21 protein-coding genes are annotated in these 23,095 nt (G+C 73.2%); 11 read left to right on the top strand and 10 right to left on the bottom strand.

Features of this window, described 5'->3' with window-relative positions; genetic code table 11:
• Nucleotides 1-42 precede the first annotated feature (42 nt).
• Nucleotides 43-1,026, bottom strand: coding sequence for an ArsR/SmtB family transcription factor (locus tag AC067U_RS09235; protein WP_478829025.1), 984 nt, complete (start codon nucleotides 1,024-1,026; stop codon nucleotides 43-45).
• Between the two features lie 158 nt (nucleotides 1,027-1,184).
• Between AC067U_RS09235 and AC067U_RS09230 the strand changes: the two genes are divergently transcribed.
• Together AC067U_RS09230 and AC067U_RS09225 are read left to right on the top strand one after the other, a co-directional pair.
• Complete coding sequence (locus tag AC067U_RS09230) at nucleotides 1,185-2,468, top strand: MFS transporter (protein ID WP_478829024.1); 1,284 nt, start codon at nucleotides 1,185-1,187, stop codon at nucleotides 2,466-2,468.
• A gap of 147 nt (nucleotides 2,469-2,615) precedes the next feature.
• On the top strand, nucleotides 2,616-3,083 hold the full coding sequence (locus tag AC067U_RS09225) for an SRPBCC family protein (RefSeq protein WP_478829023.1): 468 nt from the start codon (nucleotides 2,616-2,618) through the stop codon (nucleotides 3,081-3,083).
• A 32-nt stretch (nucleotides 3,084-3,115) separates the two neighbouring features.
• On the opposite strand, the gene AC067U_RS09220 is transcribed toward AC067U_RS09225, so the two are convergent.
• From AC067U_RS09220 to AC067U_RS09200, 5 genes are all read right to left on the bottom strand, one after another.
• Nucleotides 3,116-3,862: a PP2C family protein-serine/threonine phosphatase gene (locus tag AC067U_RS09220; RefSeq protein ID WP_478829022.1), complete on the bottom strand. Its 747-nt coding sequence runs from the start codon at nucleotides 3,860-3,862 to the stop codon at nucleotides 3,116-3,118.
• 274 nt (nucleotides 3,863-4,136) lie between these two features.
• A complete protein-coding gene (locus AC067U_RS09215) occupies nucleotides 4,137-5,438 on the bottom strand; it encodes an aspartate kinase (RefSeq protein ID WP_478829021.1) in 1,302 nt (433 codons plus the stop codon).
• Complete coding sequence (locus AC067U_RS09210) at nucleotides 5,435-6,559, bottom strand: DMT family transporter (protein WP_478829020.1); 1,125 nt, start codon at nucleotides 6,557-6,559, stop codon at nucleotides 5,435-5,437. The genes AC067U_RS09215 and AC067U_RS09210 overlap by 4 nt, the downstream gene beginning before the upstream one ends.
• Nucleotides 6,556-7,548, bottom strand: a complete 993-nt coding sequence (locus tag AC067U_RS09205) for a transketolase family protein (protein ID WP_478829019.1) — start codon at nucleotides 7,546-7,548, stop codon at nucleotides 6,556-6,558. Before AC067U_RS09205 ends, AC067U_RS09210 begins: the two co-directional genes overlap by 4 nt.
• The gene (locus AC067U_RS09200; protein ID WP_478829018.1) at nucleotides 7,545-8,375 is read right to left on the bottom strand and encodes a transketolase; all 831 of its coding nucleotides are present in this window, start codon (nucleotides 8,373-8,375) and stop codon (nucleotides 7,545-7,547) included. The genes AC067U_RS09205 and AC067U_RS09200 overlap by 4 nt, the downstream gene beginning before the upstream one ends.
• Before the next feature lie 263 nt (nucleotides 8,376-8,638).
• Here AC067U_RS09200 and AC067U_RS09195 point away from each other — a divergent pair, with 263 nt between their 5' ends.
• The 6 genes from AC067U_RS09195 to AC067U_RS09170 all read left to right on the top strand — a co-directional run bounded on the left by AC067U_RS09195 (nucleotide 8,639) and on the right by AC067U_RS09170 (nucleotide 16,907).
• Complete coding sequence (locus tag AC067U_RS09195; RefSeq protein WP_478829017.1) at nucleotides 8,639-10,036, top strand: ATP-grasp domain-containing protein; 1,398 nt, start codon at nucleotides 8,639-8,641, stop codon at nucleotides 10,034-10,036.
• Complete coding sequence (locus AC067U_RS09190) at nucleotides 10,036-11,385, top strand: MFS transporter (RefSeq protein WP_478829016.1); 1,350 nt, start codon at nucleotides 10,036-10,038, stop codon at nucleotides 11,383-11,385. Before AC067U_RS09195 ends, AC067U_RS09190 begins: the two co-directional genes overlap by 1 nt.
• A gap of 53 nt (nucleotides 11,386-11,438) precedes the next feature.
• Nucleotides 11,439-13,040, top strand: coding sequence for a lyase family protein (locus AC067U_RS09185; protein ID WP_478829015.1), 1,602 nt, complete (start codon nucleotides 11,439-11,441; stop codon nucleotides 13,038-13,040).
• On the top strand, nucleotides 13,009-14,091 hold the full coding sequence (locus AC067U_RS09180; protein WP_478829014.1) for a GHMP family kinase ATP-binding protein: 1,083 nt from the start codon (nucleotides 13,009-13,011) through the stop codon (nucleotides 14,089-14,091). Before AC067U_RS09185 ends, AC067U_RS09180 begins: the two co-directional genes overlap by 32 nt.
• Before the next feature lie 9 nt (nucleotides 14,092-14,100).
• The gene (locus AC067U_RS09175) at nucleotides 14,101-16,362 is read left to right on the top strand and encodes a pyridoxal-phosphate dependent enzyme (RefSeq protein ID WP_478829013.1); all 2,262 of its coding nucleotides are present in this window, start codon (nucleotides 14,101-14,103) and stop codon (nucleotides 16,360-16,362) included.
• A 146-nt stretch (nucleotides 16,363-16,508) separates the two neighbouring features.
• Nucleotides 16,509-16,907 (top strand): hypothetical protein, encoded by a 399-nt coding sequence (locus AC067U_RS09170; protein WP_478829012.1) that lies wholly within the window; start codon nucleotides 16,509-16,511, stop codon nucleotides 16,905-16,907.
• A 112-nt stretch (nucleotides 16,908-17,019) separates the two neighbouring features.
• Here the strand turns inward: AC067U_RS09170 and AC067U_RS09165 are convergent, their stop codons facing one another.
• Nucleotides 17,020-17,697 carry a hypothetical protein gene (locus AC067U_RS09165; RefSeq protein ID WP_478829011.1) on the bottom strand — a complete coding sequence of 226 codons (678 nt, stop codon included), beginning with the start codon at nucleotides 17,695-17,697 and terminating at the stop codon, nucleotides 17,020-17,022.
• Nucleotides 17,694-18,245 carry a hypothetical protein gene (locus AC067U_RS09160; RefSeq protein ID WP_478829010.1) on the bottom strand — a complete coding sequence of 184 codons (552 nt, stop codon included), beginning with the start codon at nucleotides 18,243-18,245 and terminating at the stop codon, nucleotides 17,694-17,696. Before AC067U_RS09160 ends, AC067U_RS09165 begins: the two co-directional genes overlap by 4 nt.
• A 373-nt stretch (nucleotides 18,246-18,618) precedes the next feature.
• Between AC067U_RS09160 and AC067U_RS09155 the strand changes: the two genes are divergently transcribed.
• The 3 genes from AC067U_RS09155 to AC067U_RS09145 all read left to right on the top strand — a co-directional run bounded on the left by AC067U_RS09155 (nucleotide 18,619) and on the right by AC067U_RS09145 (nucleotide 22,149).
• Entirely contained in the window at nucleotides 18,619-19,305 is a 687-nt protein-coding gene (locus AC067U_RS09155; protein ID WP_478829009.1) for a response regulator, read from the top strand.
• Nucleotides 19,302-20,378 (top strand): sensor histidine kinase, encoded by a 1,077-nt coding sequence (locus tag AC067U_RS09150; RefSeq protein WP_478829008.1) that lies wholly within the window; start codon nucleotides 19,302-19,304, stop codon nucleotides 20,376-20,378. The genes AC067U_RS09155 and AC067U_RS09150 overlap by 4 nt, the downstream gene beginning before the upstream one ends.
• Nucleotides 20,379-20,616: 238 nt before the next feature.
• Complete coding sequence (locus AC067U_RS09145; protein WP_478829007.1) at nucleotides 20,617-22,149, top strand: YVTN family beta-propeller repeat protein; 1,533 nt, start codon at nucleotides 20,617-20,619, stop codon at nucleotides 22,147-22,149.
• A gap of 294 nt (nucleotides 22,150-22,443) precedes the next feature.
• On the opposite strand, the gene AC067U_RS09140 is transcribed toward AC067U_RS09145, so the two are convergent.
• Complete coding sequence (locus tag AC067U_RS09140; RefSeq protein WP_478829006.1) at nucleotides 22,444-22,866, bottom strand: PIN domain-containing protein; 423 nt, start codon at nucleotides 22,864-22,866, stop codon at nucleotides 22,444-22,446.
• On the bottom strand, nucleotides 22,863-23,078 hold the full coding sequence (locus AC067U_RS09135; RefSeq protein WP_079428878.1) for a type II toxin-antitoxin system VapB family antitoxin: 216 nt from the start codon (nucleotides 23,076-23,078) through the stop codon (nucleotides 22,863-22,865). The genes AC067U_RS09140 and AC067U_RS09135 overlap by 4 nt, the downstream gene beginning before the upstream one ends.
• Nucleotides 23,079-23,095 lie beyond the last annotated feature (17 nt).

Genomic DNA, 23,095 nt, shown 5'->3' with positions numbered 1-23,095 from the left:
TGCGCTGCGCCTGACCGGGCGGGCCCGGGCGGGATCAGCCCTTCAGCTGCCCTCCCCCAGCAGCGCGTCGGCGATGGCCGTGCGGGCGTAGAGGACCGACCGGCCGCTGCGGTGCGCGGTGACCAGGCGGGCGTCGCGCAGGGCGGTCAGGTGCTGGGAGACCCCGGCCGCCGAAAGGCCGCTGAGCAGCGCCAGCCGGGTGGTCGAGGCGGGGGTGTCCAGCTCGGCCAGCAGCTGCGCGCGGGAGCGGCCCAGCACGGCGGCGACGGCCTCGGTGGAGGCGGTGCGCCGGGGTTCCCACAGGGCGCCGATCCCACGGGCGGGATAGGCGAGCTGCGGCGGGTCGGGCGGCACGATCCGGGTCAGGATGCGCGGCCAGGCGAACACCGACGGCACCAGCAGCAGCCCGGAGCCCGCCTGGTCGCGGCTGAGCGAGCAGTGGCGGCGCAGCAGGGTGAGGGTGCCGTCGTCCCAGCGCATGTTCTCGTGCAGTTCGTTGAGGACATGGGCGGAGCCGTGCTCGGCGACCTGGCGGGCGCGGTGGAAGACGTCCGCCTCCAGCAGCCGGCCGATCCGGGCCCAGTACGGGGCGAGCGCGATCTCCCAATAGCCCGCGATCTCCTCCGCGACCTTGGCGAGCGCCTGTTCCGGCGCCTCGCGCAGCAGCCGGAGCCGGGTGCCCGTCACCCCGTTCGCGGCCAGCAGGTCCAGGTCCGTGCGGACCCGGTCCGGCGGGGCCTGCCGGATCTGCTCCAGCTCGGCGTCGAGGGTGGGGAAGGGCTTGGTGGGGGGCGGGTTCAGGAAGTCGGCGAGGTAGCCGTCGGCGGGGATCAGCTCGGCGAGCCAGCCGCGGTCCAGCCCGGCGGCGGTCACCCGGGGCCGGACCTGCGCGGCCCAGTTCCGGTGCAGGGGGAAAGCGGCCGGATCGCGCAACACCCGGTAGCTGGTGACCACTTCCCACATCGGCGACACGGTGAAGCGTGTCTGCGCCAGGTCCGCGGTGGAGAACGTCAGCTCCGATTCCATCCCGACCCCCCCAAGCCCTGCCGGATCCGGCGTCGACCGGGCGTCGTTCCGGCATCGCTCCGTCGTCGCTCCGGTCTCCGCCCGTTCTGGATCCCGTTTGGATTCGGTCTCAGCTTAATCAATCGGCGACGGGCGGTGGCCGGCCGCACGCTCCTCGCATGTTCTCCAGCTTCCGCGGTCTCCCGCGCACCGTCTGGACCGTGTTCGCCGGCACCGTGATCAATCGCCTCGGCTACATGGTCACTCCCTTCCTGGTCTTCTTCCTCTCCTCGCGCGGGGTCACCGGCAGCGAGACGGCGTACGTCCTCGGTGCCCTGGGCGCGGGCAACCTGATCGGCCCGGCCGTCGGCGGCCTGCTCGCGGACCGCGTCGGGCGGCGCCCGACGATGATGGCCGGGCTGATCGGCGCGGCGGTGGCGCAGGGCGCCCTGTTCGCCGCCCCGGGCGTGGTCACCATGGCCGCCGCGGCGCTGCTGATCAGCGCGGCGGGCGCGATGGTGGGCCCGGCGGCGTACGCGCTGATGGCCGACACCGTAGAGGCGGAGCGCAGGCGGCGGGCGTACGCACTGCTGGGCTGGGGCGTGAACATCGGCACGGCCGTCGCGGGCGTGCTGGGCGGCCTGCTGGCGGCGCGCGGGTACTGGCTGCTGTTCGCCGTGGACGCGGCCTCGATGCTCGTGTACGCGGTGGTGGTCGCGACCAGGCTGCCGGAGCCGGCGCGGCCGGCCGTCGGCCGCCGTGCGGCGGGGGCCGCGGCTCCCGGCGGGACCGGCTACGGCGTGGTGCTGCGGGACCGGCTGCTGCTCGCGCTGCTCGGCATCTTCGGCGTCCAGCTGTTCGTGTATTCCCTCACCGAGGTCGCCCTGCCGATGGCCATCCACGACAGCGGCCTGTCCCCGGCCGTCTACGGGGCGATGGCCGCGGTCAACGCCCTGCTGGTGGTCCTGCTCCAGCCGCTGGCCACCGCCCGGCTGGGGCACCTGCCGCAGCTCCCGGTGCAGTGCGCCGGCAGTGCGCTGATCGCGGTGGGCGTGGCCCTGACCGGGCTCGCCGACGGCGTCGCCGGGTACGCGTTCTCGGTGGTGGTGTGGTCCCTGGGCGAGGTGGTGGGCGCGGGCATCGCCGCGGCCGCGGTGGCCAACCTGGCCCCGGCGCACGCCCGCGGCCGGTACCAGGGGGCGTTCAGCTGGGTCTGGGGCGTGGCCCGGTTCGCGGCCCTGACCCTCGGGGTCACCGTGTACACGGGGCTGGGGGCCGCGGTGCTGTGGTGGACGGCGCTGGCCGCGGGTCTGCTGTGCTCGGCGGCGACGCTGGCGGTGTCGGGGCGGGTGGTCCGGCGGACGGAGCCGGAGCACGGGGAGCAGGAGAAGCGCGGCGAGAACGGCGAGCGCGGCGCGCGCGAGGAGCAGGACGAGCACGGGGCGCACGAGCTGGCGGCCTGATCGGCTTTCCGGCCCCACGGGGGTGGGACGGGAGGCGGCCGCCGGTCCGTCCGGGTCCGTTCGGGTGCGCCCGGCGTGCGCATCCGGACGGACCGGCGGTACGTATGGAGGTCCCGATCCGTCGGCCCGACCGGAGGACGCACGTCCATGGGAAACCTGTCCTTCCGCTACGTCAGCTACCTCGCCGGCACCCCCGACCAGGTCTGGTACGCGCTGACCGACCCCGACCTGACCGCGGCCTACTGGGGCCACAGCAACGTCTCCGACTGGCGGCCCGGCTCGCCGTGGGAGCACCGGCGGACGGACGGGTCGGGCATCGCCGACGTGGTCGGCACCGTAGAGGAGAGCGTTCCGCCCAGCCGCCTGGTCTCCACCTGGGCGCTGCCCGGTGACGGGGCCGGGGCCGCCGACCCCTCGCGGGTGACCTTCGAGGTCGACGCGTGGGAGGACCTCGTCCGGCTCACCGTCACCCACGAGAACCTGGCCGACGAGACCGAGCGCGAGCAGGCCGCGGCGGGCTGGGCGGCCGTGGTGTCCAACCTGAAGACCCTGCTGGAGACGGGCCGTACGCTGCCGCAGCAGCCGTGGCTGTTCCCCGAGGGGCCGACGGGATGACGCTCACTCCCGCCGGCCGCCCGGGATGAGGCTCACTCACCCGTGCTGAGCACGGCGAGCGTGATGTTGTCGGGGCCGCCGGCCTCGATGGCGGCCCGCCACAGTTCGAAGGCCGCCCGGCCGTCGTCCTCCGCGCCGGCCAGCAGTCGGCCGAGCTGCTCGTCCGGGACCGAGTCGGTGAGTCCGTCGGTGCAGATCAGCCAGCGGTGGCCGGCATCCGGCGGGAGGTCCGTCAGATGCGGGGTGACCTGCTGGAACTCCAGACTGCCGCCGAGGGTCTGGGTGACGATCGAGGTGGTCCGCTGTCCCGGTCGGAGGGGCGGGCTGTCGTCGACGCTGACCTGCCGCAGCCCGTCCCGGCCGGTCTCGTAGACCCTGCTGTCGCCCACGTTGAAGCAGAGCAGCGAATCGGCGAGCACGACCACACCGGCGACCGTGGTCCCCATGGTCAGGAGCCCCGGATCACCGGCGGCCGCCGCGTACACGACCTCGTTGCAGGCCTCCAGCGCCCGCCGGACGGCGTCCTCGCCGTCCAGGGACGGGCCGAGCAGGGAGAGGTTGCGGACCACCAGCGCGCTCGCCACCTCGCCGGCGGGCTGCCCGCCGAGCCCGTCGGCGACGGCCACGCACAGCGGGGTGCCGCGGCGGAACACCATGGTCTGCGGGTTCTCGGTGACGGTGCCGCACAGTGTCCAGGGTCCGACGACCAGGCTGTCCTCGTTGTCCTCACGTACCAGCCCGGCATGGCTCAGAGCGGTCACCGCCACGTACGACGCCACGCCACCCACCTCTCCCGCCATTGTGACGCCGGGGTCAGGCCCGCACCCACTCCAGGAGCTCCCGCAGGTCATCGACGCCTCCATGCGCACGAGCTACGCCGGGGACCGCGCACTCAGCCTGGAACACCGCCCCTGCCCGGTCACCACCACCGAAGCCCCCGCCCGGTCCGCCGCCTGGCCCACGCCTGGCCCACACCACGCGAAAGACCCCGGCGGGCAGTCCCGCCGGGGTCTTTCGCCTGTCCTGCCCGGCACGAGCCGGGCCACGGGCGCGTCAGACCGCCACCGGGTGGCCGGCCAGGGCGTGGTCGGGGGTCTCGGCCGGGCGGTCCAGGCGGAATTCGCGGTGCAGCAGGCCCACGGCGCGGCCGCAGTGGGCCTTGGGCAGGGTGAAGGAGGTGCGCACCTGCGAGGTGGACACCGAGTACGCCTCGATGCCCGCGCGGCCCAGGGCGGCCAGCATGCGGCCGGTGGTCTCCGGCTTGCTCAGCAGCCCCGCGCCGACCAGGGAGATCTTGGCCACCGGCTCGTGGACGTCGGCCTCGCAGCCGAGCCCGGCCAGGACCTCGCGGACCGCGTCCAGGTGGGAGCGGGCGACGGTGAAGTCCCAGCCGTAGCCGATGTCCCGGTCGCCGACCCGGGACACCAGGTCCACGGAGACGGAGGCCTCGGCGAGCGCGGCGAACAGCTCCGTGCCCCGGTGGGCCAGGGTGCCCGGACGGATCACCACGCGGGCGACGTCCGTGTCATGGGCGATCCCGGTGACGGGCTGGGCGTCCTCGAGCATTTCTTCTCCAGTTTCGACGGAATCGGATACGACGGTGGTGCCGGGCTCGTCGGAGAACGCGGAGCGCACGTGGATGCTGACGCCTTCCCGGGCGGCGAGTTCGACCGACCGGGGGTGCAGCACGCGCGCCCCGGAGTAGGCCATCTCGGCCATGACGGTGCTGCCGACCCGGGTCAGCAGGCGGGCGTCGGCGGCGATCCGCGGGTCGGCGTTGTAGATGCCGTCCACGTCCGTGTAGATCTCGCAGACCTCCGCGCCGAGCGCGGCCGCGAGGGCGACGGCCGAGGTGTCGGATCCGCCCCGGCCGAGCGTGACCACGTCACCCGTGGCGCCGACCGCCTGGAATCCGGTGACCACGGCGACCGTGCCGCCGCGGAGCACCTCCGCCAGCCGGGAGCCCTCGACGCCGGAGATGCGCCCGTCGCCATGGCGGCCGGAGGCCACGATGCCGGCCTGCGCGCCGGTCAGCGAGACCGCGGGAACCCCCGCTTCCTCCAGGGCGATCGCGAGCAGGGCCGCCGAGACGATCTCGCCGGTGGACAGCAGCTGGTCCATTTCCCGGGCCGCCGGCGCCGGGGACGCCGACTGCGCGTCGGCCACGAGCTCGTCCGTGGTGGCGCCGCGCGCGGACACCACCACGACCACCGGGTGTCCGTCCCGGTGTACGGCGGCCACGCGCTCGGCCACGGCGCGCATCCGCTCGGGCGTGGTGCCCATCGAGGTGCCGCCGAACTTCAGGACGCGGATGGTCTGCGCCGTCGCGGGGACGGACGCCACGGGGCTGTTCACCGGACTCCTTCGGGTGTGCTCGGGACCTTCTGGCCCGTCGGGACCGCGGGGGTGGTCGAGGTGGTCGCGCTGGTCGGGCGGGTCGGGCGGGTCGGGCTGGTCGGGCTGTGTGATGCGGATGCCGATGTGGATGTGGAGGAGGCGGCCGGTGCGGATGCGGTCGGCCGCTCGTCGGCGTCACCGGCCGCGGGCCGGGGTGCCCGTCCGCCGCCCGCCGCCGCGACCAGTACGCCCGCCAGCAGGACCGCGACCCCGCACAGCTGCTCCGCGGAGGGGTCCTCGCCGAAGACCGCGGCCCCGAGCGCCACCGCGCCCACGGGCTGGATCAGCAGCAGGGTGCTGGTGAGCGCGGCGGGGAGGGCGGGCAGCGACCGGGAGATCAGCAGCCAGCCGACCACCTGGGAGGACAGGGCCAGGACGAGCAGCCAGCCCAGCGACGCCCAGGGCACGTCGAGCCGTACGTCGCCCACCGCGAAGGAGAGCACCGCCGAGCCGACGGCCGCGCCGAGCGTCGCCTCGTAGAGCGGGGCGATGGTGCCCACCTCGGAACTCCTGCCCGTGCTCAGTCCGGAGGCGCGCAGGATCAGGATGTAGCCGGCGTAGGCGAGGGAGGTGCCGATGCCGAACAGCACGCCCAGCCCCGGGCTGTCGCCGTAGGCGCCGCTGCCGAACACCCCGCCGATGAGCACCACGCCGCCCAGCATCAGCGGCAGCGCGACCAGCAGGGAGCGGGCCGGGCGCTCGCCGAGCACGGTCCAGGCGATCAGCGCGACGAACACCACCTGCAGGTTGCCCAGGACGGTGGCCAGACCGGAGCCCACGGCGTTGATCGTGTGGCTCCACAGCACCAGGTCGCAGGCGAGCGCCACCCCGGAGAGCCGGGCCAGCCAGCGCGCCCCGGGCGAGAGGGGGCTACGGCCGGCCCGCTTCCGGTCGAGGACCATCAGGGCCCACAACACCGGCACGGCGAAGGCGCAGCGGAAGAACGCAGCCATGCCGGCGGTGGTGTCGGCGAGCCGGACGAAGGTCGCGGACGCGGCGATGAAGCCGGCCCCGGCGAGCACGTCGAGCGTGGGCCGTCGGCCGGCCGGCGCCCCGTCCGGGTGGGAGGCGGCGTTCACCGCGCCAGCACTTCCCGTGCCCGCGCGACCGCGTTGGCCGCGTTGATCCCGGCGTGGTGCAGCAGGTACTGCTCGCCGCCGACCAGGTCGTAGTGGACGTCGGGCACCCCGATGCGGCGCACCGGCGGGCCGCCGACCTCGGCGATGACCTCGCAGACCGCACCGCCGAGGCCGCCCACGGCGCGGTGGTCCTCGATGGTCACCACGACCTCGGCCGGCTCGATGGCCGCCAGGATCGCCTCGCGGTCGAGCGGCTTGACCGTGTGCATGTTCAGGTGCCCGGCGGTCACGCCCTGCGCGGCGAGCTCCCGGGCCGCCTCGGCCGCCACCAGGTTGGGGTAGGGGCCGGTGGCGACGAACAGCACCCGGCCGGGCTCCCGCAGCACCCGGGCCCTGCCGAGGACGAACTCGCCGCGCTCCTCGTACAGCGAGGGCGTGGCCAGCCGGCCCAGCCGCAGGTAGGCGGGCCCGGGGTCGCGGGCCACGGCGACCGTGGCCTGCGCGGCCTCCCAGGCGTCGCCCGGCACCACCACGGTCATGTTGGGGAGCATCCGGGTCGCGCCGATGTCCTCCAGCGAGTGGTGCGTCGGGCCGTAGTGGCCGGAGGCGAGGCCCGCGTGCGTTCCCACGAGCTTCACCGGCAGGTTGGCGCCCGCCACGTCGACCTTGATCTGCTCGTAGGCGCGGGCGATGAGGAACGGGCTCATGCCGTTGGCGAACACCGGACGGGCGGCCACGGTCATCCCGGCGGCCACGCCGATCATGTTCTGCTCGGCGATGCCCACCTCCACGTACTGGCGGGGCAGTTCCGCCGCGAAGTGGTCCTCGTAGTCCATGTCGGTGGCCACGCACGCCAGGTCCGGGTTCTCCCGGCCCAGGGCGAGCAGCATCATCACGTAGGCGTCGCGTCCCTGGATGGTGGACCGGTTCTCCCAGACGTGGTCCAGGACCTCCGCCACGGTGCGGCGGGCGGCGAGTGTGGTGCTCATGCCAATTCACTCTCCAGGGCCTCGAGGGCCAGTCGCTGCGCCTCCGGCTTCAGGGTGGCCGAGTGGCTCTTCTTGGTGTCGTGCAGGCCCGGGACCCCGCGCCCCTTGATGGTGCGGGCGATGACCACGGTGGGACGGCCCGGCTCGGCCGGGGTGCCCAGCGCCCGCCGGATCTGGGCGTGGTCGTGGCCGTCGACGGTGAGCACCCGCCAGCCGAAGCTCGCCCACTTGTCGGTCAGGGGCTCCAGCGACATCGTGTCCTCGGTGCGGCCGCTGATCTGCCAGAGGTTGCGGTCCACGATCGCGAACAGGTTGTCCGTGCCGAGGTGGGCCGCGGCCATGGCCGCCTCCCAGTTGGAGCCCTCCTGGAGCTCCCCGTCGCCGAGGATCACGTAGGCCCGGCTGTCGTACCCGTAGCGCTGTCCGGCCAGGGCGATCCCGAGGCCCAGCGAGAGTCCGTGCCCCAGGGCCCCGGTCGAGAAGTGCACGCCGGGCAGCCGTTTCATCGGGTGGCCGCCCAGTCGGCTGCCCTCTTCGGCGTACGTCGCGCACTCCTCCTCGGGGATGACCCCGACGGAGGCGAGCGCCGCGTACAGGCCGGCGGAGGCCTGCCCCTTGCTCAGGACCAGGTAGTCGCGGTCGCCGGACGGCCCGTCGCCGGCCGGGTCCCGGAGCACCTCGCCGTAGAGCACCGCCAGCAGGTCGGCCATCGACATGCTGCCGCCGATGTGGACGCCGTTGGGCGAACCGCTCATCTCGATGACCTTGCGCCGGATCTCCACGGCGAGTCGCGTGGCCACGTCGTGCGGTGGCGCCTGTGTGAGCATGCTTGATCCTTCCGAAGCCCCGAAGCCGTCTACTTCCCACGATCAGCTGATCGATATAACAAACCAACTGCGCTGTTTTGTCAACGGGGATTCCAAGGTGTTCTCGCGACATCACCCGCATTTCGCCCCCTGATCGCCCTTTTCGGCCAATGGATCTTGCTCCGGGTCCGGGGTTGACAAAACCAGGTGGTTGGTTTTCTATGCCTGTGGCTGGCACCACCAGCCGTTGATCACCGCCGATCGAGCAGGGATGTGAGGACCTGATGAGCAAGCAGTCCGAAGGCGCGCGATCCGAGCTGTGGAACGACCCCCGCGAGGTGGTGCGCAAGGCCGCCGGACGCGAGGTCGGCGTCCTGGTCGACGCGTACGGCACCGGGAACCACCTGCCGGCCGCCTTCAACCGGCACGGCATCGAAGTGATCCACGTCCAGAGCTCGCCCGAGCCGATAGCCCGGATGCAGCCGTGGGAGCCGTCGAGCTACCTGGACTGGCTGGTGTACGACCCGGACGGGAGCACCGAGAGCGCCCTCAAGGAGCTCCGGCCGCGCTTCGTCCTGCCCGGCCAGGAGCCCGGCGTACGGCTCGCCGACCGGCTGAGCGAGGCCCTGGGCGTCCGCACCAACGGCACGGAGTACTCCGCGGCCCGCCGCGACAAGTACGAGATGATCCGGGCCGTCTCCGCGGCCGGCCTGCGCACCGCCGACCAGCTGGCCACCGACGACGCCGAGCGGGCCGTCGCCTGGGCCGAGCGGAACGGCCACTGGCCGTGCGTGGCCAAACCGCTGTCCTCCGCGTCCACCGACGGGGTCTTCATCTGCCGCGACGCCGACGACCTGCGCGCCGCCTTCCCGGACATCCTGGGCAGCAGCACCGTCTTCAACGGCGCCAACACCCAGGTACTGGTCCAGAGCTTCCTGGAGGGCACCGAGTACATCCTCGACACCGTGAGCGTCGACGGCCGGCCCTTCGTCTGCGGTGTCTGGCAGTACGAGAAGCGGCTGCTGGCCAACGGCAAGCCGATCTACAACCGCGACATCCTGCTGGCCTCCGACGACCCGACGGCCGTGGTCCTGATGGACTACATCCGCGAGGTGCTGGACGCCCTGCGCATCCACAACGGCCCCGCCCACTCCGAGGTGATCATCACCAAGGACGGCCCGGCCCTCGTGGAGGTCGGCGCCCGCGTCAACGGCCACCTGCACCCCGCCTTCCACGACCGGGCCATCGGCACCAACAGCGCCGACCTGACCGCACTGGCCTACGCCCGGCCCGAGCGCTTCCTCGCCGGCTACGGCGACGGCGTGTACACCAAGCGCCAGCCAGCCGTCGTCTACAACACCCCGACCGAGCTGGCCGGCGAGGTGACCGCGATCGACGAGGCGCTGGTCGAGGAGATCCGCAACCGCCCGTCCGTGGTGGACCTCGTGGTCAAGCGCAAGCCCGGCGACGTCATCGTGCCCACCCACGACCTGCTCACCAGCCCGCTGCGGGTCTTCCTGACCGCCCCCGACCAGGCCACCGTCGACGCCGACTACCGGTTCATCGAGTCCGTCCGCGAGGCGGTCTTCCAGGTCCGGCCGCTGGGATCCGCGGCACCCGCCCCGGCCCCCGCGGGCGCGCGTGCCGCCGGCGGTCCGCGCGTCGCCTGCGGAGTCGTGTGATGTCCGGCGGAGGGCAACTCCCCGGGCACAAACCCGGATTACGGGCGAACCTCGCCGGACTGCGGCCCATCGGCGGCCTGCTGGCGACGGTGGCCCTCTCCCGCAGCGCCGTCGTGCTCTACCCGTTCTACGCGGTCTACCTCGCGAGCGAACGGCACGGACTGAGCGCCGAGTTGATCGGCCTGGTCGTCGGCACCTTCGGCATCGGCGCGCTCCTCGCCGGCCTCGGCGCCGGCGCGCTCGCGGGCCGGTTCGGCGAACAGCGCCTCGCCGTCGCCGGCCTGGCCGGGGTGTCCGCGATCGTCGTGGTCATCGCGTTCACCTCACCCCTGTGGCTGCTCGTTCCGCTGACCGCTCTCTGGGGCTTCTGCTACGAGCTGGTCAACCCCATCGCGTACACGCTCGTGGCCCGCGTGATGCCCGAGGAGCAGCGGCGGTTCGCCTTCTCGGCGGTCCGGCTCGCCATCAACCTGGGCATGGGCATCGGACCGGTGCTCGCCGCCATCCTGTTCGAGATCAGCCCCGCCCTGCTGCCCTGGGGCACCGCGGTCGGCTACCTCGCCTCGGCGTTCATCCTGGCGCGCGTCCCCATCTCCGCGGGCCGGGCCGAGGACGACACCGGCACCGCGTCCGCCGCCGACGAGCACGGCACGCAGGCCCGGCCGGGCGTGCGCTTCTGGAGCTTCCTCGCCGTCACCACCCCGATCCACCTCGCCTACGCCCTGCCGTCCACCGTGGCCAGCGTGTACGTGATCCACACCCTGGACCGGCCGGCCGGCTGGGTCAGCGCGATCTTCGCGGTGAACGGCTTCATGGTGATCACCTGCGAGATCGCCCTCAACCACGCGATGCTCGGCATCACCCGCCGCACCAGCCTCCTCATCGGCTACGCCTGCGCCGTCCTCGGGTTCGTTCTGATGGGCTTCGGGACGTACACGACCTGGCTGCTGCTCCTGGCCACCGCCGTCTGGACGCTCGGCGAGATGATCGTCTACCCGGTGATGCCCGACCACATCAGCGCCATCAGCCCGGGCCGGCTCAAGGCGCGCAACATGGGCTTCTACACGGCGCACTTCAACCTGGGCGTGGTGCTCGCACCGCTGATCTTCCTGCCGCTGGTGCGGGACCTCGGCCCGGTCCCGTCCTGGTCGCTGGTCGGCGGCGTCCTGCTGGCCGGCCTCGTGGCCACCGCCGTGATCAGCAGGTCGCCCCGCGTCTGGGGCGTCGACGAGCCCGCCCCGGCCGCCACTCCGAAGCCGGAACCCGCCCCCGCCGTACCCGCCCCCGCCGTACCCGCCCCCGCCGTACCCGCCCCCGCCGTACCCGCCCCCGCACTGGCCGAGCCGTAGGCCCGCCCCCGTCCCCGTCCTGTCCAGATCCCCGCGAGAGAAACGGATTCCAGGTGCACCCTGACCCCGACACCGGCGGCAGCCCCGGGCTCCCGCTGAGCGGACGCATCGGCAGCGGGCCGAGCGATCTGCTGCGGGAGGAGATCCTCGACCCGCAGTTCCGCCACGAGGCGGACCACCTCCTCCCGCACTACATCGCCATCGAGAAGGCCCTGGTCGCCGAATACCTGCGGATGGGCCTGGTCACGGACGGCCAGGCCGCCGAACTCGACGGCCTGCTCGGCTCGGCGACCCGCGAGGAACTGCTGGCGGGACGGCAGGCGAACATGTCCGACATCGCCTTCGCCCTCGAACGCCACGTCGAGACCCGGCTCGCGGCCCCCGTGCCCGCCTGGCACGTGGACCGCAGCCGCAACGACCTCCAGGCCTGTGCCCAGCTGATGTTCGGCCGGCGGCGGCTGGCCGACGCGGCGGCCGTCCTGCTCGCCTTCGGCCGCGCCGCGCACCGCCTGGCCGGCCGGTACGCCGACGACCCCATGCCCGGCTACACCCACCTGCAGGCCGCGCAGATCATCTCGCCCGGCTTCTACCTCGCCGCCCTGTCCGAGCAGGTGCTGCACACCGCGCGGCGGCTGCTCGCCACGTACGACGGCATCGACGCCTGCCCCCTCGGCGCCGGCGCCATGGCGGGCCAGGAACTAGCCTGGGACCGGGACCGGCTGGCCCGGCTGCTCGGTTTCCGGGGGGTGCAGCCGCTCGCCCTGACCTCCGTGGCGTACCGCGGCTGGACCCTGGAGATCACCGCCGAGTTCGGCGTCTTCGGGGTGGCCCTCAGCCGCTTCGCCACCGACCTGATGGCCTGGGGCAGCAGCGCGTACGGCTACCTGGACCTGCCGGACGAGCTCTCCGGCATCTCCTCGGCGATGCCCCAGAAGAAGAACTTCCCGGTGCTCGAACGGATCCGGGGCCGCTCCGCACACCTGGCCTCCTCCCACCTCGACGCGGTCCTCGGCCAGCGCAACACGGCCTTCTCCAACTCGGTCGAGGTCTCCAAGGAGGCGGGCGCCCAGCTCTCCCTCTCCTTCGACACCTTCGAGAGCGTGCTGCGGCTCGCCACGACGGTCCTGGACCACGTGCGGTTCGACACCCGGCGGATGGCCGAGGCGTGCGAGCGGGAGTTCCTCGGCGGATTCGCCCTGGCCAACGCCCTCACCCTGCGGGAGGGTGTGCCCTGGCGCCGCGCCCAGGTGATCGCCGGCCGGTACATCGTCGCCGCCATGGAGGCGGGCCTCGCACCGGCGGACACGGACCCGGCGCTGCTCGCACGGGCGGCGGCGGAGCTGGGCTCCGAACTGGCGGCACCCGAAGCGGTCCTGGCCGGCGCCTTCGACGTACGGCGCGCCCTGACCGCCCCGAAGTCCGCCGGCTCGACCCAGCCGGAGGCGGTCGCGGCCGTCCTGCGCGCACAGGCGGCGGAATACGCCCGGCTCGACGGGGAGTGGGCGCACCGCACCCGGACCGCCCGCGGCGCCGCGTCGGAAGGCGGCGCAGCGGCCGACGGAGCAGCAGGACACGACGGAGCAGCAGGACACCACGGAGCAGCAGAGGGAGGAGAGCGAGAGCATGTCAGCGCAGTCGTACACGCAGGAGCTTGACGGGCCGGCCGGCACCACGGACACGGAGCCGCTGCACACCGGCGGCGCGGGAGCGTCGCGCAGCGGCTGCGCCGGCGTCGGCAGGGCCTTCGGCACCTTCGGCGAGCTCCTCCAGGGCGTCCTGCCCGGCACCGGCGAGCACTTCATGGTGACCTCGCCGGTCGCGGCCTGGTCCACCGCGACCTTCGCCTGGGAGCCGGACGCGGACACCGTCCAGGTGGCCCCCGCCCACAAGCGCAAGGCGGCCCGGCTCGCCCAGCGCGCACTCCGGGCCGCGGGCCGTCCCGGCGGGGGCCAGCTCCGCATCGGCAGCGAGCTGCCCGAGGGCAAGGGCATGGCGAGCTCCTCGGCGGACCTGGTGGCCACCGCCCGGGCCGTCGCAGACGCCATCGGCACCCGGTTCACCCCGGCGGACATCGAGAACCTGCTGCGGGACATCGAGCCGACCGACGGCGTCATGTACGACGAGATCGTCGCGTTCAGCCACCGCGAGGTCCGGCTCCGCGAACGCCTGGGCACCGTCCCGGCCATGACCGTCATCGCGTACGACGAGGGCGGAACGGTCGACACCATCAGCTACAACCACGCCGCCGGGGCGCGCACCGAGGCCGAGACGCACGAGTACGCGCGGCTGCTCGACCAGGCGCGGGAGGCGATCCGCGACTCCGACCTGCGCTCCCTGGGCCGGGTCGCCACCCGCAGCGCCGAGCTGAACGCCCGGCACAACCCGCGGCCCTCCCTGCCCGCGCTGCGGCGCATCTGCCGGGACATCGACGGGCTGGGCATCGCCTGCGCCCACAGCGGCACCATGCTCGGCATCCTGCTGCCCCACGACGACCCCGACACCGCGCTGAAGGCCGACCTGGCGCTCGGCGCCTGCGCCTCGCTGCCGGGCACCACGATGGTCTACCGCTCCCTCGGCCACCGCGACGACTGGTCGTACGGGGGCCTGCGGGCCCCCGACGGCGCGCGCTCCTCCGGGGACCCCCGGCCGCTCCGGCCGTTCCGCCCGTTCACCGCCGGGTACGCCCCGGCCGGCACCACTGCCTGAGGAGTGACGATGCTCTTTCACACCGTCAACGACATGGTCGGCCGTACTCCGCTGGTCAGGCTCCGCCTGGAAGTACCGGCCGGCACCGAGGTGTACGCGAAGCTGGAGCTGGCCAACCCCTTCGGGATGAAGGACCGGGTGGCCAAGAGCGCCATCGAGGAGGCGCGGCGCATCGGGGTCCTGTTACCGGGGGCCCCGATCGTGGAGAGCTCCTCCGGCACCATGGCCTGCGGCGTGGCGCTGGTGGGCCGTTCCCTCGGGCACCCGGTGCACATCGTGACCGACCCGCGGATCGACCCCATCACCATGGCGAAACTGACCTCGCTGGGCGCCGAGGTGCACGTGGTCCGCGAGATGCCCGCCACCGGCGGCTGGCAGGCCGCCCGCCTGGAACGGCTCGACGAGCTGATGCGGGAGCTGCCCGGCGCCTTCTGGCCGCGCCAGTACACCAACCCCGACAACCCGCGCGCCTACCGGGCGCTCGCCGCGGAGCTGATCCGCGACCTGGGCACCGTCGACGTCCTGGTGGGGGCGGTCGGCAGCGGTGGCTCCCTCTCCGGCAGCACCCGGGCGCTGCGGCGGCACCTGCCGGGCCTGCGCTCGGTGGGCGTGGACTGCGTCGGCAGCGCCCTGTTCGACCAGCCGGACATGCCCAAGCGGCTGCAGGGCGGCCTGGGCAACAGCCTCTCCCCGCACAACCTCGACCGCGGGGTCATCGACGAGGTGCACTGGCTCAACGACCACGAGGCCTTCGCCGCCACCCGCGAGCTGGCCGCCGAGCAGCAGATCTTCGCGGGCAACACCTCCGGTTCCGTCTACCGGGTGCTCGCCGACGTGGCCGCCCGCGCCGAACCGGGCAGCCGGATCGTCGGCATCCTCCCCGACCGCGGGGACCGCTACGCGGAGAGCGTGTACAGCGAGGACTACTGGGAGGCGCACCGCGTCGCCGGCCTCCCGCGGGCCGCGCGGCCGGCCGAGGTCCCGTACGGCACCCCGGTGACGCGGTGGTCCCGGGCGGCGCTCACCCGCCCGGCGGACCGGCCCCGGCGGCTCCTGTTCATCGAGTCCAACACCACCGGCACCGGCATGATCGCGCTGCGTACGGCCCGGGAGCTCGGCCTGACCCCGGTCCTGCTGACCGGCAGTCCGGAGCGGTACGCGGGCCTGGCCGAGACCGGCTGCGAGGTCCTGGTCTGCGACACCAACTCCCTGGCCGAGCTGCGGGACGTCATCCAGCAGGGCTTCCCGCGCCAGGAACTGGCCGGGGTGACCACGACCAGCGACTTCTACGTCCCCGTGGTGGCCGAGCTGGCCGACTGGCTGGACCTGCCCGGCAATCCGGCGGAGGCCGTGGCCGCCTGCCGCAACAAGGCGGTCACCCGCCGGGTGCTGCGGGACGCGGGCGTCGGCCAGCCGCGGTTCGCGGTGCTCACGGACCCGGCGGAGGCGGCCGGGGCGGTCCGCGAGGTGGGCCTGCCCTGCGTGGTGAAGCCCGCCGACGACTCGGGGTCGAACGCGGTCCTGCTGTGCGCCACCGCCGAGGAGGCCGCGGAGCACGCCGCGCGGATCCTCGCGGTGGAGACCAACGCGCGCGGCCTGCCCACGGCGCGGACCGTGCTCGTCGAGGAGTACCTCGACGGGCCCGAGTACAGCGTGGAGACCTTCTGCCACGACGGGGTCGTCACCTGTGTGGGGGTCACCGCCAAGGAGGTCACGGCCGGCCCGTGGTTCGTGGAGACCGGCCACCTCTTCCCGGCCCCGCTGCCGGAGGCGGTCGCCAATGACATCGCCGAGGCGGTCGGCGCGGCCCTCAAGGCCATCGGATGGGAGCTCGGCGCGACCCACACCGAGGTGAAGCTGACCGGGCGCGGCGTCGCGGTGGTCGAGATCAACCCACGCCTGGCCGGCGGCATGATCCCGGAGGCGGTCCGCCACGCCACCGGCATCGACCTGCTCGAACAGCAGGTCCGGGCGGCCACCGGCATGCCGCTCGACCTCACGCCGGGCCGGACGGCGGCCGCGGGCATCCGCTTCCTGCTCGCCGACGCCCCGGGCACGCTCGACGGCATCGGGGGCGTGGAGGAGGTACGCGCCGTCGACGGGGTCGCCTCCGTCACGGTCACCGCGCGGGAGGGCGCCGCCGTCCGTCCGGCGGAGAACGCGTACGACCGCCTGGGCCACGTCATCGCCACCGGCCCCGGCCCGGACGAGGTCCGCACCGCCCTGGACGCGGCCGTGGCCGGCCTGCGGATCGGCATCACCCGGGCCTGAACCGGTCGGGCGGCCGGGCGCGCGAAGCCCGGAAGGCAGCCCTGAAGGCCCGGACCGCCGGCGGGACCGTCGGCGCGATCCGGGCCTTCCGCCCCCGCACGGGGGTCCGTGCGGTCTACGCTCGGCCTCGGGAGGCGGTGAAGCGGATGCGCGACGAGCCCTACTTCGGCAGCACGGCGGAGCTGGAGGGTGCGGCGGAGGTCATCGTGCGGGTGCGGCTGGGTGCCGGCCACGAGGAGACCGCTGAAGGGGTGAGCACGACGGTGGCCACGGCGAGGGTGGTGGCGACCGCCAAGGGCGGGGCGACACCGGGCGATGCGGTCCGGCTGTCCTACACGCCGGCCGGCGCCGGGCCGGAGACCGCGGGACTCGCCGAGGGGAGGGAGTACGTCCTCCTGCTCGAACGCGGGGAGGACGGGATCCACTTCCTGGTGAACACCACCCAGGGGTGGTACGCGGTCGAGGACGGCACGGCGGTCGCCGGAAGGCACAACGGGGTGGCGCTGAGCCCGGTCGTGCGCGGGGCACTCCGGCTCGCGCCGTAACGCCGTAACGCCGCAGCGCCGCAGCGCCGTAACGCCGTACACCGCGGCGCCGGTGCGCCACGGAAGCTCCGTGGCGCACCGGCGCGTGCGGTGCGGGAGGGCGGACGCCCGACTACTGCGTGCGGTTCTTGGCGATCCGGTCGGTCCGGTCGGCCAGCTGCGCGACCTTGCCCGCGTCGTCGAAGCCCTCGCCCGACACGGCCTTGACCGCGCCGTCCGGGCTCACGGTGTAGAGCGCCTGCTGCGGGTTGATCAGGTCGTACGGATTCCCGCTGCCGTGGCCGGCGAGCATCATCACGTACTCCGGCCCGCCCTTGGCGAGCAGGGTGGTGTCCTGCTCCTTGTACGTGACGCCCTTGAAGGTGCCGCCGAGCTGGCTGACCTCGATGGTGTCGCCGGCCTTCACCTTCCCGGAGAGCGCCTGGGTCACCTTCACCTTGAAGACGGTGACGACGACCGGGTCGGCCTCGGCCGCCTTCCTGGCCTCCTCGGCCTCGGCGGGCGACAGGCCGGCCTGCGGGTTGGTGGCGGGGTCGTTGCCGGCGGCCGCGTCGGGCAGCATCTGCTGCACCCGGCTGCCGATCACGTTCCCCTTGACGACGAGGTCGGACTTCTTGATGACCTCGTCGAGGGAGGAGTACGCGGGGTAGTCGGCGTGGTAGGCCACCGTGTCCGAACCCTCCGCGGACCCGGCCCCGTTCGTGGACCCGCCGTCCGCGGAGCAGCCGACCGCGGCGAACGCGGCGAGCATTGCGGTCCCGGTGATGAGAGCGTTCCGTCGCAGGGTCACCTGTAGATCCTCTTCACCTCGGACTTGTCATAGGGCTGCGGCTTCTGCACGGTCGAGCGGTTGCGGTTGTGCTTCATCAGCGAGGCGCGCGACGTGTTCGGGTTGTCGTTGAGGCTGAGCGCGTGGCCGAGTTCGTGGGTGCTGGTGCTCCGGACCCACTTGTCGTACTGGGACATGGACCCCGTGTCACGGTCGAGGGTCCGGGCATTGACCTTGATCGCGAAGGACCGGTTCGGCCGCGATCCGGACGGTGCGTACAGGCCGTACCAGCTGGCGCTGTAACGGCCCGCCGTGAAGCTGGGCTTGGCCCGCGAATTGCGCTTGATGCTCGCGCCGACACCGGCGTCGTTCCAGTTCTTGCGGGCGGTGTCGAAGTACTTGACCCACTCGCTGTTGATCCCGACGGTCTTCACGCTGAAGGACCGCTTGGGCATGCCCCCGCTGTAGTACGTGGCCTCGGCGGGTGCCGATATGACGAGGGTGCCGGCCAGGGCCAGCGCGGCACCCGACGACAGAGTGAGTGAGGCCCGCCTGATACTTCGATTCAAAACTTTTCCTCCGTGAATCGGGCAGGAGGCACGGCAGAGTTCGTGCTCGCGTTTCTCCACGGTCGGCACAGCGTGCTGAGACCCGTGTCCCGGATCCCAGGGCTCGGGAAAGGAACGGAAGGACATGGGGACGCGGATGGTCGACGCGTCCCGGAACGTACTGGTTTCCTCCTTCGGTCCCCCGTGAGCCGCTGCTTCGCCCCCGCGTGCCGAGGTGGTCAGCCGTGAGCCGAACACGCACTGCGATGCCGCGCCTATGATCGATTCCCAGCATCACAGCCGGGGCAGGCCTGGGCATCGGCCTCAAGGAGGAACGCCGCGACAGGGCCTCCTACTTGAGGTCACATCAGTTCGCGAAGGGAAACCGGGGCAGATGATCCGTGTGCTTGTCGTGGACGACGAGGAGCTGGTGCGGGAGGCGCTGCGGCGATTACTGGAGGCCGAGGACGGCATCCGCGTCTCGGTCCGGGACGGTGCCGGGGCCCTGGACGCCGTACGCGGCACGGCACCCGATGTCGTCCTGCTCGACATGGTGATGCCGGACCCCGACGGGCTGACCTTGCTGGCCGCGATCCGGGCGCTGCCCGATCCGCCTGCAGTGGCCATGCTCACCGCCTTCGACGCCGGGGACGGGCTGGAGGCGGCCCTGCTCGGGGGAGCGGCCGGGTTCCTCTCCAAGGTCAGTGCGCCCGCGCTGCTCGTCGAGGCCGTACGGGTGCTCGCCGCCGGCGGGGTGATCTCCACCCCCGGCGGCTCTCACGCCCTCCTGGCCCGCCACCTCACCGCCCGGCCCGACCCCGGCCCGGCCTCCACTCCCGCCCCCGCCCCCGGTTCTGCCGATTCCCCCGGTTCCGCCGGGCCGCCGCTGCCCGAGCTGACCCGGCGGGAGCGCGAGGTGCTCGTCCTCATCGCCCTCGGCCTGTCCAATGCCGGCATCGCCGACCGGCTGACCGTCAGCGTCACCACGGTCAAGACCCACATCACCGCGCTGAAGCGGAAGTTGGGGGCGCCGAACCGGGTCGCCCTCGCCACGGCCGCGCAACGGGCGGGACTGGCGTGAGCACCGCCTGGCGGAGGCGGCTCGGTGACACCGCCGTCGTGGCCCTCGCCCTGCTCGAAGCCGTCGCCGCCCGCGACCGGGGCCCCGACTGGATGACCGGCTGGGTCCTCCTGGCCGCCGCCGCCCTCCCCGCCCGACGGCGTTTCCCGCGCACGGCCCTGCTCCTCGCCCTCCCCGGGCTCGCCGTCGGCCGGCTCTGGCTGCCCGCGTTCTTCGCCCTGTGCACGGTGGCCGCCACGCCCCGCCACCGGGTGGAGCTCGGGATCTGGGCCGTGGCGGTGGACGCGGTGGCCGTCCTCCCCCGGCCGCACCTGGGGCCCCTCCCCGCGACCTGGGAGGACATCACGCTGGAGCTCCTGGGTACCGAGCTGCTGGCCCTGGCCCCCGTCGGCCTGGGCCTGCTCCACGCCTCCCGCCGGGAGCTGGTGGCCAAGGCGTCCGAACTGGCGCTGAGCCGGGAAAGAGCGCAGGCCGTGGCCGCCGAACGGGCGACCAGGGCCGAACGGGCACGCATCGCCCGGGAGATGCACGACGGTGTCGCCCACCACCTCAGCCTCATCGCCCTCGGCGCGGGCCCCGGCGACCCCGTGCACCGGCAGGCCCAGGACGCCCTCGCCGAACTCCGCCGCGCGGTCGGCGCCCTGCGCGCCCCCGGTCTGGCGGACCTGGCGGCCCTCGTGCGGGCGGCGGGCCCGCACGTACGGCTGCACATCGACGCCACGGGGGCCACGGACGTCACCGGGGCCACCGCATCCCCGGTGCCGGTACCGGTGCCCGTGCAGCAGGCGGCGTACCGGATCGTCCAGGAAGCCCTCACCAACGCCCGCAAGCACGCCCCCGGCAGTCGTGTCCGGGTGGACGTGGCCCACGACGCGCAGACCCTCCGGGTCACGGTCCGCAGCACCCGGACCACCGGCAGCCCCCCGCCACCGTCCCCGTCCCCGCCCCCGGCCCCCGGCGGCCACGGCCTGGCCGGCCTGCGCGAACGCGTCACGGAGCTGGCCGGCACCCTGCACGCCGCCCCGGACCCGGACGGCGGCTTCTCCGTCCGCGCCGTCCTGCCGATGACCTGACGCGCGTGACCGGTGTCCTGGGACGACGCCGCTGGGCCGTACAGGGCATTCGGCTCGTCTGTACGGCCCCCGTCCACGGGTCCTGAGCGGGCTCGGGCCCGGGACGCGTCTAGCGTCGGCTGCGGCGATCACCAGCGCCGCGGCGGTCCCGGACACCCCTGGCAGGGCGTCGGCCGCCGACCTTGATCCGGAGCACGGAGGCGGCACGTCGGTGCCTCGTGCGCTGCAGGAGGTCTTGATGTCGGATAGCGCAGTGGCGAGGGTGCGGGACCGGGGAGGGGCGTCGCGAAGCCGCAGCGGCGGTGCGTGGTGGACGCCGCTGCGGGCTTGGGCGACGGGGCTGACGGTGCTGGCGGGGACGGTCCTCCCGCTCTCCGTGGCCACGACCGCCGCCGCGCAAACCGGCACGTTCGCCTACGTCGCCAACTCCGCCGCGGGCACCGTCTCGGTGATCGATTCCGCCCATACCGTCATCGCCACCGTCCCCGTCGGCGCCGGCCCCGAGGGGGTGGCGGTCGAGCCGGACGGCACCCGCGTCTACGTCGCCAACTCCGCTTCGGACACGGTGTCGGTGATCGACACCGCCACCCACACCGTCAGCGCCACCATCCCCGTCGGCACGCTTCCGCGGGGGGTGGCGGTCACCCCCGACGGCACCGGCGTCTACGTCACCAATTCCGGTTCGGACACGGTGTCGGTGATCGACGCCGCCGCCACCCCTCCGGCCGTCATCGCCACCGTCCCCGTCGGCGTGGGCCCTCGTGGCGTGGCGGTGGGAGACAGCGTCTACGTCGCCAATGCCGGTTCGGACACCGTCTCGGTGATCGACACCGACACCAACGGCGTCAGCGTCACCATCCCCGTAGAGGACTTCCCCCAGGGTGTGGCGGTGGGTCTGGGCACCGCCTACGTCACCAACTCCAACTCGGACACGGTGTCGGTGATCGACACCGACACCAACAGTGTCAGCGCCACCATCCCCGTCGGAGGCTTCCCCTTCGGAGTGGCGGCCGCCCTGGTCAGTGGTGCCGCCGTCTACGTCGCCAACTCCGACTCGGGCACCGTGTCGGTGATCGACAGCGCCACGAACAGCGTCAGCGCCACCGTCCCCGTCGGGGAGCTCCCGGAGGGGGTGGCGGTCACCCCGGACGCCACTGGCGTCTACGTCACCAATTCCGGTTCGGACACGGTGTCGGTGATCGACGCCGCCGCCACCCCTCCGGCCGTCATCGCCACCGTCCCCGTCGGCGACCTCCCGGTCGGTGTGGCGGTCGGGACCGTCCCGGTGACATCGGGAATTCCGACGACGCTGACGCTGAAGGCGGAGAAGGGCAAGGGCAAGGAGCAGGAGCAGGGGAAGAACACGCTGGGTGTCCCCGGCCACCACAAACTCACCCTGAAGGCCAGGCTGACCACCGCCGACGGGGCCCTGGAGGGGAAGGCCGTCGAGTTCACCACCGACTCCACTCCGCTGTGCACCGACACGACCGACAGCCGGGGCCGAGCCGCGTGCGAGGTTCCGCGTGGACAGGGCGGCGAGGCCTGCTACACGGCCGCCTTCGCCGGTGACGACGCCTACGGTCCGTCCACCGCGACCGTCTGCGTGAAGGACGGTCGTGGCGAGCCCCGCCCTCTCCTGCTCGCACTCACCGATTCCGGCTGCACCCTCCGGAACCTCGAAGGGTTCACCGAGAAGCCGACCAACCCGGCCGATCCGCTGTCCGGAAGGCCGTCGGCGCTCTGCTCGCGCTCGGCGCCGAGCGGCCCGTAGGAGCCCGTCGGCCGGGTGCAGCTCGAGGCGACTTCGGCCGGTGGCGGCGGGCCCTTGATCCACGCCTCGATCACTGCGGCGTTCTGGTTGAGGTTGAGCTCGGAACGACGAAGGACCCGGCCGCGATGCGGTCGGGTCCTTCGTTTGCCCTGGCGGGCGAGTGCGGAGGATACGAGATGTACAGGGGTCCGGCGGGCACTGTACCCGTCCTGACCTGCGGCGGCGCCTCTGGTGAGCCCGTCCGAACGGGCCCGGACGGAGGCGAATGCAACCAGAACTGCAACCACCCGTCGGCTACTTGCGGCCCTCCGGGCCGTACCACTGGATGGGCTGGCCGGTCACTGCGGCGATGCATTCGAAGTCGTGGTCACAGTGCAGGAGGGTGAGCCCCTGCAACTCGGCAGTCGCGGCCACAACGAGATCCACCGCACCTGCGCTGCGGTGCTTGCCTTGCTTGGTGAGGGCCTCCTGGACCTGCCAGGCCCGGTCGTAAGCGCGGTCGTCGACCGGGACCCAGCCGAAGAGCAGCCGCATGTCTTCGACGCCGCGTGCCCGGTCGGCAGCCGATCGGGCGCTGTAGGAGAACTCCAGCTCGGTGATGGGGCACGTGGCGATCAGGCCGGCGGCTGCTGCCTGGTCCCAGCCGTACTGCTCCGCGTCGCCCCGCATGAAGCGGGCGAGGGCGCTGGTGTCGATCAGGTAGAGAGCGGCATTCACCGTCGGTAGTTCCGCTTGTCCTCGAAGAGTGTCAGATCGAACGCGCCTTCGTCGGCGGCGGCGCGCAGGCGGGTCAAGGCCAATGCCCGCCGCCTGTTCTCCAGCACCTCGCGCAGGGCTGTGTTGACCGTCTCCTTCTTGGTGCTGGTCCCCAGCGCTTTGGCCACGTCTGCCACCAGCTCGTCATCGAGGTCAATCACTGTCCGGCTCATGTGCACCTCCTTTATAT

It is taken from the genome of Streptomyces sp. NPDC043853, from assembly GCF_056436025.1.
This window is presented reverse-complemented; position numbering and strand designations above follow the sequence as displayed.